This window comes from Micromonospora sonchi, from assembly GCF_014646235.1.
GTDB lineage: Bacteria > Actinomycetota > Actinomycetes > Mycobacteriales > Micromonosporaceae > Micromonospora > Micromonospora sonchi.
Map to the genome: position 1 here is coordinate 195,884 of NZ_BMNB01000009.1, position 14,089 is coordinate 209,972.

The following is a 14,089-nucleotide window of genomic DNA, read 5'->3' on the forward strand; positions in this document are numbered from 1 at the left end:
CTAACCTCATGATCAACGCGGGATTGGCGGTGGGGAGGGGGTGGGGAGGGGGTGGGGAGGGGGTGGGGAGGGGGTGGGGAGGGGAGGGGGTTTGGTGGGGGTGGGGTGATCGGGTTGACTGGGTGTCGTGTTGAGGGTGGGGTTGACCGGCGGGATCGGTTCGGGGAAGAGCGCCGTGGCGCGGCGACTGGTTGAGCGCGGGGCGGTGCTCGTCGACGCCGACCAGGTCGCGCGGGAGGTGGTCGCGCCGGGCACCGAGGGGCTGGCCGAGGTGGTGGCCGCCTTCTCCGACCGGGTGCTCGACGCCGACGGCGCCCTCGACCGGGCCGCCCTGGCAGACCTGGTCTTCGCCGACGAGGCCGCGCGTCGCCGGCTGGAGGCCATCGTGCACACCCGGGTACGGGCCCGTACCGCGGAACTGATCGCCGCCGCGCCGGTGGACGCCGTGCTGGTCAACGACGTACCGCTGCTGGTCGAGGTGGGGCTGGCGCCCACGTACCACCTGGTGGTGGTGGTGCAGACGGCGGTGGCCACCCGGCTCGAGCGGCTGGCCCGCGACCGGGGGATGAGTCGCGCGGAGGCCGAACGGCGGATCGCCGCCCAGGCCGACGACGCCCGCCGCGCCGCCGCGGCGGACGTGCTGCTCACCAACGACGGCACCCTCGCGCAACTGCACGCGGCGGTCGACGCGCTCTGGTCCGAAAGGCTGGTCCCCTTCGAGGAGAACGTGCGACACCGGCGGGCGGTCGGCATCCGCCGGGTGACGCTGGCCGAGCCGGATCCGACCTGGCCGCAGCAGTACGCCCGGCTCGCCGCCCGGATCCGGCACGCGATCGCCCCCGCCGACCTGCGGATCGACCACATCGGGTCGACCGCGATGACCGGACTGCCCGCCAAGGACGTCATCGACATCCAGCTCAGCGTGCCGTCGCTGGCCGACGCCGACGGGCCGCTGGCCGAGCGGCTCGCCGAGGCCGGCTTTCCCCGGCTGCCGGGCGACTGGTGGGACAGCCCGCGACCGGCCGGCAGTGGCCGGTGGGAGAAGCGGCTGCACGGCAGCGCCGATCCGGCCCGCCCGGTCCACCTGCACCTGCGGGTCACCGGCTCACCCAACTGGCGGTACGCGTTGCTGATGCGCGACCACCTGCGGGCGGATCCCGACCGGCGGGCCGCGTACCTGATGCTCAAGCGGGAGCTGGCGGCCGCCGCGCCGGACAGCGGTGCGTACGCCACCGCGAAGGACCCGTGGTTCGACGAGGAGCAGTTGCGGGCGGAGGAGTGGGCGGCCGGGACGGGCTGGCGTCCCTGAGTCGCCCGACCCCAGCCGGTGCTCAGCGCGGTGCGGTCAGTCGAGGCACCCGGCCGGGGGCCAGGTCGAGCTGCGCCCAGGCACCGCCCCGGGTCGGCAGCTCCAATCGGCGCAGCAGGCCGTCGCGCCCGACCCAGTAGCGCACCCGGCCCCGGGCCGTGTCGACCTCCACGACGTCGACCACGTTGCCGGCGAGCTTGTCCCCGCGAATGCGCCGTACGCCGCCCGACGGCCCGCTGCCGCGAGCGGCTCGCAACGCGGCGTCCAGCAGCGGGGCCAGGGCCTCGCTGCGGTGCGGGCCGGTCCGCCAGCCGGCGCGCGGGGGCGGCAGCGGCGGGGGATCAGCCGCGTCGCCGGCCGACGCCCGCTCGATTCGGGCCAGCCCGGTCCGGTCCCGACGCAGCAGGGTCCGCCGGCCGTCGGCGTCGAGGTCGGTGACGCCGAGGTACGCGCTGCCCGAGGTCCAGCTCAACCAGCCCACGCCGCGCAGGTTCGTGCCGGCGGCGGCGGGAACGGTCACCGTGGCGGAGGCGCCCCCGACGGCCCGTAGCCGGGCGGGCAGGCCGCGCCAGCGCTCCCGCTCGGCGGCGGTGAGGGCGCGGGGCAGGCCGACCCGGCCGCCGAGCGCGTCGACCGGCCGCAGCGTGGGCCGGTCGGCACGGTTCAGCTGCACGTGCACCGGTCCGACCTCGGGCAGGCTGGTCGCCAGCCGGTGCAGCCGCCCGGCCGGATCCAGCCAGTAGCGCGTCGCCTCGTCGCCGGGAGGCCACCCCCTGCCCGGCGCCCCACCGTCCGGGCCGCCGCCCGGTGGTCGGGTCACGTGGCCGTTCGTGCCGGCGCCCGGCGGCGGGGCGGCCAGAACGTCGACGGTCTCTCCGTTGATCCGTTCCTGGCCCAGCCAGCGGCCCGACAGCCCGTCGGTCGGGTCCGGGCGATCGCTGGCGAGGGCGAAGACGAGCTTCAGCACGGGGTCGAGCCGCCGGTCGGTGGGTAGCCGCCAGCCGTCGGTCGGTGGGACCAGCGGTGGCATGGCGGGCGTCTGCACCGCCGCCGGATCGGGGCGGAGCACCAGCACGGTGGGGGTGGCCTGGGCCAGGCCGCGCAGCTGGCCGGCGCCGGGCCCGGTCACGTCCAGGTAGGCCAGCTGTCGGGCCCAGTCGACCCAGCCGAGCAGGTCGGTGCGGGCACTCCCGTCACCCACCGTGACATGCAGTCCGGCGCGGAGCTCCCGGTAGTTGGTGACCCGCATGGCGGCCAGCCGGTCCCGCTCGGCCGTCGTCATCTCCCGGGCCGCCGGCCCACCGGGGGGCCAGTTGATCAGCGTGGCGACCAGCATGATCGCCGAGACCACCGCGGTCAGGGCGAGCCCGGCCAGGGTGAGGCGGCGTCGCCGGGCCGCTCGCCGGCGCGTCTCGCCGACCTCGTCGCCCGATCCGGCGAGATCCTCGTCCTCCGCCGGGTCGCCCGCGACCGGGTCGAGCAGGCCGGCCGACACCCGGGCGCGGCTGCCGGGCGGACCGGCCGCCGATCCGGTGAGGCCGAGGTGAACGGGCGGGGTGGTGCCGGCGCGGTGTAGCCGGGTGGCGGCGCGGTGCCGGCGTTCGGCGCGGTCCACGGGGGCACCCGACGGGCGGCCGGGCCGGGTGGGGCGAGCGGCCGGATCGTCCGCGGGGCCGATGCGATGGTTGCCGGGTATGGGTCGTGAGGTGTTCTCCACGGGAGGATGAACGGACCGGACCCGGGTCGGGTGACGACATGGCGGCGCTCGCGGCGGCCGGTCTGCGCGTTCGGCGCGACCACGCCGGGTGCGCACGCCGGGAGTGCCGGGTGCTGCGACCCTCGGTGCCGGCACCGGGGCGGCCTGTGCGGCTCGCCGCCGGACCGGTCGGCCGCCGCGAGCGGCCTACGACGAGATCGTAGCCGGGCGGGAAGGACCACACAATGCGAATATCGAAGCCGATCAGATGCCGGGCGTAGTCGTCCCGGACTGTCGGACCTGCGGCGTACCGTTGAGGTCATGGCGCTCGACATTCCCCGGCTCGACAACCGTTTCCAGGTCGTCAGCGAGTTCCAGCCGGCCGGCGACCAGCCGGCGGCGATCGACGACCTGGAGCGGCGGACGCGCCGTGGCGACCGGCACACGGTGCTGCTCGGCGCGACCGGCACCGGCAAGAGCGCCACCGCCGCCTGGTTGATCGAGCGGCTGCAACGGCCCACGCTGGTGCTGGCGCCCAACAAGACGCTCTGCGCCCAGCTCGCGAAGGAGTTCAGCGAGCTGCTGCCGGGCAACGCGGTGGAATATTTCGTCTCCTACTACGACTACTACCAGCCCGAGGCTTACATTCCGCAGACCGACACGTACATCGAGAAGGACTCCTCGATCAACGAGGAGGTCGAGCGGCTACGGCACTCGGCGACCATGTCGCTGCTCACCCGCCGCGACGTGGTGGTGGTCGCCACGGTCAGCGCGATCTACGGGCTGGGCACCCCGGAGGAATACCTCGACCGGGCGGTGCGCGTCGCGGTCGGCCAGGAGCTGGATCGCGACCAGCTGCTGCGCCGGCTGGTCGACATCCAGTACACCCGCAACGACATGGCCTTCCAGCGGGGCACGTTCCGGGTCCGGGGCGACACGCTGGAGATCATCCCGGCGTACGAGGAGTTGGCCGTCCGGGTCGAGCTCTTCGGCGACGAGGTGGAGAAGCTCTACTACCTCAACCCGCTCACCGGTGACGTGGTCCGCGAGGTGGACCATTTGTTGATCTTCCCGGCGACGCACTACGCGGCCGGGCCGGAGCGGATGGAGCGGGCCATCCGCGACATCGAGACCGAGCTGGCCGAGCGGCTGGCCGAGCTGGAGCGGCAGGGCAAGCTGCTGGAGGCGCAGCGGCTGCGGATGCGCACCACCTACGACATCGAGATGATGCGGCAGGTCGGCTTCTGTTCCGGCATCGAGAACTACTCCATGCACATCGACGGCCGGTTGCCCGGCAGCCCGCCGCACTGCCTGCTCGACTACTTCCCCGACGACTTTCTCACCGTGATCGACGAGTCGCACGTGACCATCCCGCAAATCGGCGGCATGTACGAGGGCGACGCCTCCCGCAAGCGGATGTTGATCGACCACGGCTTCCGGTTGCCCAGCGCCGCTGACAACCGGCCGCTGCGGTTCGACGAGTTCCTGGAGCGGGTCGGCCAGATGGTGTTCCTGTCGGCCACCCCGGGGCCGTGGGAGCTGGAACACGCCCAGGGCGAGTTCGTCGAGCAGGTGATCCGTCCGACCGGCCTGATCGACCCGGAGGTCGTGGTCAAGCCCACCAAGGGCCAGATCGACGACCTGATGCACGAGATCAAGCTGCGCACCGAGCGTGACGAGCGGGTGCTGGTCACCACGCTGACCAAGAAGATGGCCGAGGACCTGTCGGACTACCTCCTGGAGAACGGCATCCGGGTGCGCTACCTGCACTCCGAGGTCGACACGCTGCGCCGGGTGGAGCTGCTGCGTGAGCTGCGCCGGGGCGACTACGACGTGCTGGTCGGCATCAACCTGCTCCGGGAGGGCCTCGACCTGCCCGAGGTGTCCCTGGTGGCGATCCTGGACGCCGACAAGGAGGGCTTCCTGCGCAGCGGCCGCTCGCTGATCCAGACCATCGGTCGGGCCGCCCGCAACGTCTCCGGCCAGGTGCACATGTACGCCGACAAGATCACACCGTCGATGGCGGACGCGATCGAGGAGACCGACCGGCGGCGGGCCAAGCAGATCGCGCACAACGAGGCGCACGGCATCAGCCCCGAGCCGCTGCGTAAGAAGATCCACGACATCCTGGACGACATCTACCGCGAGGCGGAGGACACCGAGGCGACCAGGGTCGGCGGTGCGGTGCGGCAGCTGTCCCGGGGCAAGGCGCCGGTCAAGGAGACCCGCAGCCGGGTCCGGGCCGGCACCGGCACCCCGGCCCGGGAGGGGATGGCTCGGGCCGAGTTGGCGCAGCTCATCCAGGAGCTCAACGACCAGATGCTGGCCGCCGCGCGGGAGCTTCAGTTCGAGTTGGCGGCCCGGATCCGCGACGAGGTCGCCGAGCTCAAGAAGGAGCTGCGGGGAATGGACGCCGCCGGGGTGAAGTGAGCGTGGACAGTCCGCCACATCCACTTTGCCCGATGGGGAATAGCTGAATGCGAGCACCCTATTGCGCTGGGTGATGGCCGTGCGTAATCTCCCCGTGGGGAGGCGGGGATGCCGTTACCAACGAGTCCGGTCATTCGACGCGCACGACTCGGCGCGGAGCTGCGCCAGCTCCGACGGCGGGAGGCGCTGACGCTGGAGCAGGTGTGCGATCGGCTCGGGTGGGCATCGACCTCCAAGCTGTCCCGCATCGAGCTGGGGCAGAGCCGGCCCGACCTGGCCGACGTGCTCGATCTGCTCGACGCCTACCAGGTGCCCCCGCCGCAGCGGGACGCGCTGATCATCATCGCCCGGGACGCCGCGGTCAGCCGAGGCTGGTGGAAGTCGCTGGGGGAGATGGGCGAGCGGCAGCGCGCGTACGCCGAACTGGAGGCCGGTGCGGCGAGCATCGTGGAGTACCAGCCGGCTCTCGTGCCCGGCCTGTTGCAGATCCCGGCGTACGCGCGCCAGCGCATCGCCGCGGGCCAGCTGATCGACCCGGAGGTGGACATCGAGGCCGACCTGCGCGCACGCGCCGCGCGGCATGCGGTGCTGCGTCGGGTCGAACCGCCCCGCTACACGGCGCTGATCTCCGAGGCGGCCTGTGAGCCCCGTGGCGACTCGGTGGAGGTCTGGGATGCGCAACTGCGGCACCTGATCGACCTGGCCGAGCTGCCGCACGTGATGATCCGGTTGCTGCCGGCCGGGACCGAGCCGCAGCCGTTGCCGCTCACCGCCTTCTCCTGCTACTCCTTTCCCGATCCGGCGGACCCGCGGACGGTGATGTTGGAGGCGCTGACCACGGACGTGCGGCTGACCACCGCGGCCGACGTCGATCGATATCAGCGGATCACCGACTGTCTGCTGGAGGCGGCGCTACCGGCGGAGGAGACGGCGCGGGTGCTGGCCCGCCGGCTGGACGGGTGACGGCTCGGCGCGTCGGCCCCGGGCCCGGCGCCCCCGTAGCCGTCGGGACCGGGTCGACGTGAGGCGCAGGATAGGACGACGGTACGACAGAATCTCAGACCGCTACGTCGACGAAGTGCTCGACCCGGGGTGGGGCGGCGAAGTGTGGACCGATCAGCTCGCGCCACCGCGTGAACCGGTCGGAGGCCCGGAAGTTCTGCTCGTGGGCCTCGACCGAGTCCCATTCGACCAGCAGGACGAATCGGGAGGGCGACTCGACGCCCCGGGTCATCCGCACCGAACGGCAGCCGGGAGTGCCGACGAGCAGCTTGTGCCCCTCGGCGTACGCGGCGGCGAAGGCGTCCTCGTTGCCGGGAAGGATGTCGATGAGCGCGACCTCAAGCACCATGCCCGTCAGCCTGCCATGGCGGAGGATCTCCCGCCGAGGCCAGGGGGCATCCCTAGCCTCCTAGGAAGCCGAGCGGGAGGTGAGCAGCCTGACACCGAGGGCGTACGGTGTGCCGGTTGCCGGGTGGCTGTCGGAGGAAGAAACTGTGAACGTGTCCGGACTGGTGTGGGCGGTTACTCTCGTCGCACTGACCGCGGTGCTCCTGGTGGATCTGCTCATTATCGGGCGCCGTCCACACGAGCCGAGCGTTCGGGAGTCGAGCCTCTGGGTCGCTCTCTACGTGGGGCTGGCCCTGCTCTTCGGCGCCGGGCTCTGGTTGACCGCCGGGGGCAGCGTCGCGGGGCAGTTCTACACCGGCTGGCTGACCGAGTACAGCCTCTCGGTCGACAACCTCTTCGTATTCATCATCATCATGGGCCGCTTCGCGGTGCCCCGGGCGTACCAGCAGAAGGTGCTGCTCATCGGCATCGTGCTCGCGTTGGTCATGCGGGGTGCCTTCATTGCCGCCGGCGCTGCGCTGATCAGCCAGTTCGGCTGGGTCTTCTACATCTTCGGCGCCTTCCTGATCTACACCGCGATCAATCTGGCCCGGCAGGGTGAGTCGGCGGAGGAGGAGTTCCGGGAGAACGTGCTCATCCGGTGGAGCCGGCGGGCCCTACCGATCTCCCGGGGATACGACGGGGCCGGGTTGACCGTACGGGAGAACGGCCGACGGATGTTCACCCCGATGCTCATCGTCATGATCGCTATCGGCACCACCGACCTGATCTTCGCCCTCGACTCGATTCCGGCGATCTTCGGCATCACCCACGAGCCGTACCTCGTCTTCACGGCCAACGTCTTCGCGCTGATGGGGCTGCGTCAGCTGTACTTCCTGCTCGGCGGCCTGCTGGACCGGCTGATCTTCCTGAGCTACGGCCTGGCGGTGGTGCTCGGCTTCATCGGGATCAAGTTGGTCCTCGAGGCGTTGGCCGACAACAACCTGCCCTTCCTCAACGGTGGCGAGCCGATCGGCTGGGCGCCGCACATCCCCATCTGGTTGTCGTTGCTGGTCATTCTGGTCACCCTCTCCATCGCCACCGTTGCCAGCCTGGTCAGGTCGTCTCGGGACCGGCGACGCGAACTCGCCGGGGTGCGCCGCTGAGTCCGGCCGAGGCCGGGGAGGTCCGAGGCGTGCTGGTTCGGGTCACCGGCCTGGCGGTGCGGGCGTGAGGTCGTGGCGGGCGCGCCAGACCCGGGCGGAGATGTCGGCCAGCAGCCGGCGGGCCGCCCGGTCGGCCCGGTCGCTGCGCTGGTCGTCGCGGAGCGACCGGCTGGTGCAGACGACGAGCAGGTAGGCGGGGGCGTCGTCGGGAAAGACCACGGCCGCGCCGTGCCGTACGCCGCGTACCCAGCCGTTCTTGTGTGCCAGCCGGGTGCCGTCGGGTAGCCCCTCGGCGAGGTCCTGACGGATCTGTTGGGCGCAGAGCACGTCGAGCATCGCGGTGCAGGCCGTGGGGGAGGCGACCGGCCCGGGGACGGTGGTGCCACTGGCGACGGCGTCGAGCAGGGCGGCCAGGTCGGCGGCGGTGACCAGGTTGGTGATGCCCGCCTCGCGGGCGGCGAAGTCCTCGATGCCGCGGCCGGTGACGCTGTGTCGGGCACCGGCCCGGGCCCAGACCTCGGCCACGGCGGCCAGCCCGACGTGTTCGATGACCAGGTTGGCGGCGAGGTTGCTGGACATCACGATCATTCGCTCGGCGAGCCAGCGTAGCGGAACCCGTTCGCCGAGCCGGTCCCAGACCGCGCCGTCGTTGTCGTGCTGACGGACGCAGGAGTACGCGGGCGCGTCCGGCCGGGCCGAGGTGAACCGGTTGCGCACCTCGACCGGGGCGTCCAGGTCGAGACGACCGGCCTCGGCGGCGCGGTACAGGGCCGCGAGCACCGCCACCTTCATCGTGCTGGCCGCGTAGTGGGTGGCCTGGGCGTGCCGGGTCCAGGTGGGCGGGGCGGCGAGTCGACCCGCGTACACCGAGGTCGTGCCCGGCAACCCGTCCAGCCACTCATCCATCACCCCCCGACCGTATGAAAGGAAGGGCCCCCTGTTAACGCCTGGCGTATTAAAAGGGGCCCCTCCTAACACTTGACGGGTCAGCCGGCGTGCTTGCGCCGGGCGGTGGCGCGGGCCCGCTGGGTCTGGTCGAGCGTCACCTTGCGGATGCGTACGGCGGCGGGGGTGACCTCGACGCACTCGTCCTCGCGGCAGAACTCCAGGGCCTGCTCCAGCGACAGCTTGCGCGGCGGGATCAGCTTCTCGGTCTCCTCGGCGGTGGAGGAGCGCATGTTGGTGAGCTTCTTCTCCTTGGTGATGTTGACGTCCATGTCGTCGGGGCGGGAGTTCTCCCCGACGATCATGCCCTCGTACACCTCGGTGCTCGGCTCGATGAAGAGCGAGCCCCGCTCCTGAAGGTTCATCATGGCGAACGCGGTGGCGGCACCGGCGCGGTCGGCGACCAGCGAGCCGTTGCTGCGGGTGCGCAGCTCGCCGAACCACGGCTCGTACGACTCGAAGACGTGGTTCAGGATGCCGGTGCCCCGGGTCTCGGTGAGGAACTCGGTGCGGAAGCCGATCAGGCCGCGCGCCGGGACCAGCCATTCCATCCGGATCCAGCCGGTGCCGTGGTTGACCAACTGCTCCATCCGGCCCTTGCGGGTGGCCAGCAGTTGGGTGATCGCGCCGAGGTACTCGTCCGGGGCGTCGATGGTGAGCCGCTCCACCGGCTCGCAGGTCCTCCCGTCGATCTCCCGGGTCACCACCTGCGGCTTGCCGACGGTGAGTTCGTACTGCTCGCGGCGCATCTGCTCGACCAGGATGGCCAGCGCCAGCTCACCGCGGCCCTGCACCTCCCAGGCATCGGGCCGCTCGGTGGGCAGTACCCGCAGCGAGACGTTGCCGATGAGTTCCTTGTCCAGGCGGTCCTTGACCATTCGGGCGGTGACCTTGGCGCCCTTGACTCGGCCGACCAGCGGCGAGGTGTTGGTGCCGATGGTCATCGAGATGGCCGGCTCGTCGACGGTGATCAGCGGCAGCGGGATCGGGTTCTCCGCGTCGGCGAGCGTCTCGCCGATCATGATCTCGGGGATGCCGGCGACAGCGATGATGTCGCCCGGCCCGGCCGAGTCGGCGGGCTTGCGCTCCAGCCCCTCGGTCATCAGCAGTTCGGAGATGCGGACCCGCTGGGTGCTGCCGTCGGTGCGGCACCAGGCCACGGTCTGGCCCTTGGCGATGGTGCCCTGACGCACCCGGCACAGCGCGAGCCGGCCGAGGAACGGGGAGGCGTCGAGGTTGGTGACGTGCGCCTGGAGCGGTGCCTGCTCGTCGTACGCGGGCGGCGGGATGGTGTCCAGCAGGGTGCGGAACAGCGGCTCCATGCTGTGGCTGTCCTGCGGCACCGAGCCGCCGGCGGGCTGGGTCAGCGAGGCGATGCCGTCGCGGGCGCAGGCGTAGATGATCGGGAAGTCGATCTGCTCCTCGTCGGCGTCCAGGTCGAGGAAGAGTTCGTACGCCTCGTCGACGACCTCCTTGATCCGGGCGTCGGGGCGGTCCACCTTGTTGATCACGAGGATGATCGGCAGCCGGGCCTTGAGGGCCTTGCGGAGCACGAACCGGGTCTGCGGCAGCGGGCCCTCGCTGGCGTCGACCAGCAGCACCACCCCGTCGACCATGGTCAGCCCGCGCTCGACCTCCCCGCCGAAGTCGGCGTGACCGGGAGTGTCGATGATGTTGATGGTGACCGGGTCGGAGCCGTCCGCCGGCAGGTAGCGCACGCCGGTGTTCTTGGCCAGGATGGTGATGCCCTTCTCCCGTTCGAGCTCCATCGAGTCCATCACCCGCTCGGTCGTCTCGCCTCGGCCGCCGTAGGCGCCGGCCTGCCGCAGCATGGCGTCGACCAGGGTGGTCTTGCCGTGGTCGACGTGGGCGATGATGGCGACGTTGCGAAGGTCGGTGCGCAGCTGCATGCCTCCATCCTCGCGCCTGGGCGGTTGCCGCGCCGCGTCGGGGTGGGATCACCGTGGGTGCGGGCGGCTCGCCGGAACCCGCCGCCCGCCGCGTGGCCCGGCCGCGACAACCCGGGGGTCCGAGCCGTCGCGGGGCCCCGCGCGGCGGGTGCCGGCTGTTAGGGTGCGGCGGGTTCGTCATTGCCGAAGGGGGTCGACATGGGACGCAACGTCACCCGGCTGGGCATCGCGCTCGTCGCCGGAGTGCTGCTGTTGACCGGCGGCGCGTGCGCCCGAGCGGACACGCCGGCACAGGAGTTGCCGGCCCCGGTCGCGCTGCCCGAGGACCTGCCCGCGGAGGTGACGCCGAGCGGGTCGCCGGAACCGGACGAACCGGCCGCCACGCCGTCGGCCGTGGAGTCGATGGGCGCCGCGCCCAAGGCCAGTGCCAGCGCCAAGGGCAGCGCTTCGCCGTCGGTGAAACCGGACCCGAAGCCCAAGCGCACCAGGACGGCGCCGCGGGCGGTGCCGAAGCCGCCGACCGAGACGAACCTGCCGCCGAAGCTGCCGAAGCCCCCGGCGGAGGGCTGCAAGCCCAGCTACAAGGGCGAACAGGCCAGCCGGGCGCAGGTCAAGACCGCGCTGACCAACGCAGCCAAGCGCACGTACTGGCCGACGTCGGCACCGGACATCCGCATCTCGCCGGAGCTGATCAAGGCGACGGCGTGGCAGGAGAGCGGCTGGCAGTCCAACATCGTCGCCTGCGACGAGGGTATCGGCCTGATGCAGGTGATGCCGGACACCGCCACCTGGATGAACCAGCGGTTCGGGCAGAGCTACGACGTGTGGAACCACCAGGACAACGCCTACCTCGGCGCCACCTACCTGGCGTGGCTCACCAAGTACATCGGTGACATGTACTTCGACGCCGACAAAGACCCAGCCGGCTACCGGCTCGACGCCGACCTGTGCATCCCGGGTGAACTCGACTCCTGCCTGCTCAACGCGGTCATCGCCGCGTACAACTTCGGTCACGGCGCGGTGGCCCGCCCGGGGCAGCCGTTGGCAATCCCCAACCCGAACTACGTGCGCAACGTCCGGGCGCTGATGACGGAGTGCGTCTGCCTGGGCTACTGACTAGTCGGCCCTGACCCGTCCCGGCCACCAGAACCGCTCGCCGAGCAGGAACGCCAGGGCCGGGACGACGACGGTGCGCACCAGCAGGGTGTCCAGCAGGACGCCGAGGCAGACGATGATCCCGATCTGGGTCAGCGTGATCAGCGGGAGTACGCCGAGGACGGCGAAGACCGCGGCGAGCAGGATCCCGGCGCTGGTGATGACCCCGCCGGTGACCCGTAGCGCGGAGAGCATGCCGTCGCGGGTGCCGGCGGTGCGGGCGTCCTCACGGGCCCGGGTGACCAGGAAGATGTTGTAGTCGACGCCGAGCGCGACGAGGAAGACGAAGGCGAGCAACGGCACGCTGCTGTCCAGCGCTGGGAAGCCGAGCACGTGGTCGAAGAGCAGCCAGGCGCCGCCGAGGCTGGCGAAGTACGAGGCGACGACGGTCGCGACCAGCAGCACCGGGGCGAGCAGCCCTCGCAGCAGCAGGACCAGTACGGCGGCGACGAGCAGCAGGATGAGCGGCAGGATGAGGCGCAGATCGCGGGCGTCGGCCTCGGCCGAGTCGTACGTGCCGGCGACGGTGCCGCCGACGACGGCGCCGGGGAGAGCGTCGACCCCTGCCGGGGCGGGTGGGGCGGAGTCGGGCACGGCGGCGACGGCCGCTCGCAGTTCGGCCAGCGTACGGTCGGAGGCGGTGGTGCCCGGCTCGGCGTCGAGCACGACGTCGACCTGGGCGACGGTCGACCCGGCCGCGCCGGGCCGGGCGGAGGCGACCCCGGGCACGTCGGTGGCGGCCGCGGTGACCGCGCGTACGGCGTCGGGGGTGGTCAGCACCGCGACCGGCTGCGTGGTGCCGGCGGGGAAGGCGCGGGCGAGGGTCTGCGCGCCGGCGACCGCCTCCGGCTGGACCCGGAACTGTTCGGTTTCCGACAGCCCGGTGCGGCTGCCCAGCCCGCCGAGGGCGAGGCCGACCAACAGCAGCGTGGCCAGCACCGCGACGGGGACCGGGCGGCGGATCACGGCGGCGCCGAGCCGGCCCCAGATCCGGCCTTCCTGTCCGGTGCTGCCGACGTGCGGCACGAACGGCCAGAACAGGCCGCGTCCGAGCAGCACCAGCGCGGCGGGCAGCACGAGCAGGGCCGAGGCCATGGCCAGCAGGATGCCGGTGGCGCAGGCGACGGCGAGGGCGCGGTTGAGTTCCCGCTCGCTCAGCAGCAGGGTGAGCACCCCGAGCATCACGGTGCCGCCGCTGGCCAGGATGGGTTCGGCGGTACGACGCAGGGCGGAGCGCATCGCGGCGAACCGGTCCGGTTCGCGGCGGAGTTCCTCGCGGTAGCGGGCGATCAGCAGCAGCGCGTAGTTGGTGGCGGCGCCGAAGACGAGCACGCTGGCGATGCCGGTGACCGCGCCGCCGGCGAGGTGGATGCCGACCGCCGGGACGATCGTGTCGAGGGCCCGCAGGGTGATCTGTTCGGTGGCGGCCACGATGGCCAGCGGCACCATCCAGAGCAGGGGACTGCGGTAGGTGACGATCAGCAGCAGCGCCACGACGGTGGCGGTGACGGCGAGCAGGGTGGTGTCGGCGCCCTCGAAGACCTTGGTCAGGTCGGCGGTGAAGGCGGGGGCTCCGGTCACCTCGACGGTGAGGTCGGTGGGCAGCCCGGCCAACGCCGCGCGGAGTTCGGTCACGCGGTCGACGACCTCCTCCTGGCCGCCGGCGGCCAGCGGTACGGCGACCAGGGCCACCGTGCCGTCGGGGGAGAGTCGCTGCGGGGCGACCTGGCCGCCGGCGGCGAGCGGGGCCAGGGTGCCGGTGGCGGTGGTGACCGCTGCCCGATCGGCGTCGGTGAGCGGTGCGCCGTCGTCGCGGCTGACCACCACGACGGCCGGCTGGACGTCGCTGCCGGGCAGTTCGTTTTGGAGCCGCTCGACCTGGGTGGACTGCCACTGCTCGGACAGGCCGGTGGCGGAGACGGGTGCCGGGTTGTCGGGTACGGGTAGCCAGAAGACCGCCGCGCCGAGCGCGATCGCCATGCCGAGGGTGAGCCACGCGTTCAGGCGGTTGCCGGCGACACGAGCGAACGCGAGCATCCGGGCACCATCCGATCATCGTACGACGGGATCTCTGGACGTTCGAGAGTCTCGCCTATCAAGAGAGATGCCGCAACAGCTCTCGGCGGGCGAGAATCTTGGCGGGCGGCAC

The 14,089-nt window shown here is 72.0% G+C and carries 10 protein-coding genes; 5 read left to right on the forward strand and 5 right to left on the reverse strand.

Going from position 1 to position 14,089, the window contains the following annotated elements:
* The first annotated feature begins 127 nt into the window (after window positions 1-127).
* Window positions 128-1,309 carry a dephospho-CoA kinase gene (coaE, locus tag IEY61_RS12325; protein WP_189043641.1) on the forward strand — a complete coding sequence of 394 codons (1,182 nt, stop codon included), beginning with the start codon at window positions 128-130 and terminating at the stop codon, window positions 1,307-1,309.
* 22 nt (window positions 1,310-1,331) lie between these two features.
* Here the strand turns inward: coaE and IEY61_RS12330 are convergent, their stop codons facing one another.
* On the reverse strand, window positions 1,332-2,924 hold the full coding sequence (locus IEY61_RS12330) for a hypothetical protein (protein ID WP_189043643.1): 1,593 nt from the start codon (window positions 2,922-2,924) through the stop codon (window positions 1,332-1,334).
* 402 nt (window positions 2,925-3,326) lie between these two features.
* On the opposite strand from IEY61_RS12330, the gene uvrB reads away from it, so the two are divergent.
* Together uvrB and IEY61_RS12340 are read left to right on the forward strand one after the other, a co-directional pair.
* Window positions 3,327-5,435, forward strand: a complete 2,109-nt coding sequence (gene uvrB / locus IEY61_RS12335) for an excinuclease ABC subunit UvrB (RefSeq protein WP_189043645.1) — start codon at window positions 3,327-3,329, stop codon at window positions 5,433-5,435.
* Between the two features lie 108 nt (window positions 5,436-5,543).
* Entirely contained in the window at window positions 5,544-6,398 is an 855-nt protein-coding gene (locus tag IEY61_RS12340) for a helix-turn-helix domain-containing protein (RefSeq protein ID WP_189043647.1), read from the forward strand.
* A 94-nt stretch (window positions 6,399-6,492) separates the two neighbouring features.
* Here the strand turns inward: IEY61_RS12340 and IEY61_RS12345 are convergent, their stop codons facing one another.
* The gene (locus IEY61_RS12345; protein ID WP_189043650.1) at window positions 6,493-6,786 is read right to left on the reverse strand and encodes an antibiotic biosynthesis monooxygenase family protein; all 294 of its coding nucleotides are present in this window, start codon (window positions 6,784-6,786) and stop codon (window positions 6,493-6,495) included.
* Window positions 6,787-6,931: 145 nt separating this feature from the next.
* Between IEY61_RS12345 and IEY61_RS12350 the strand changes: the two genes are divergently transcribed.
* Window positions 6,932-7,930 carry a TerC family protein gene (locus IEY61_RS12350; protein ID WP_189043652.1) on the forward strand — a complete coding sequence of 333 codons (999 nt, stop codon included), beginning with the start codon at window positions 6,932-6,934 and terminating at the stop codon, window positions 7,928-7,930.
* Window positions 7,931-7,972: 42 nt separating this feature from the next.
* On the opposite strand, the gene IEY61_RS12355 is transcribed toward IEY61_RS12350, so the two are convergent.
* Window positions 7,973-8,836, reverse strand: coding sequence for a serine hydrolase (locus tag IEY61_RS12355; RefSeq protein WP_189043729.1), 864 nt, complete (start codon window positions 8,834-8,836; stop codon window positions 7,973-7,975).
* A gap of 80 nt (window positions 8,837-8,916) precedes the next feature.
* Window positions 8,917-10,785, reverse strand: coding sequence for a translational GTPase TypA (gene typA, locus IEY61_RS12360; RefSeq protein ID WP_189043654.1), 1,869 nt, complete (start codon window positions 10,783-10,785; stop codon window positions 8,917-8,919).
* Between the two features lie 198 nt (window positions 10,786-10,983).
* Between typA and IEY61_RS12365 the strand changes: the two genes are divergently transcribed.
* Complete coding sequence (locus IEY61_RS12365; RefSeq protein WP_189043655.1) at window positions 10,984-11,901, forward strand: lytic transglycosylase domain-containing protein; 918 nt, start codon at window positions 10,984-10,986, stop codon at window positions 11,899-11,901.
* On the opposite strand, the gene IEY61_RS12370 is transcribed toward IEY61_RS12365, so the two are convergent.
* Window positions 11,902-13,977, reverse strand: coding sequence for an MMPL family transporter (locus IEY61_RS12370; RefSeq protein ID WP_189043656.1), 2,076 nt, complete (start codon window positions 13,975-13,977; stop codon window positions 11,902-11,904).
* Between the last annotated feature and the right edge of the window lie 112 nt (window positions 13,978-14,089).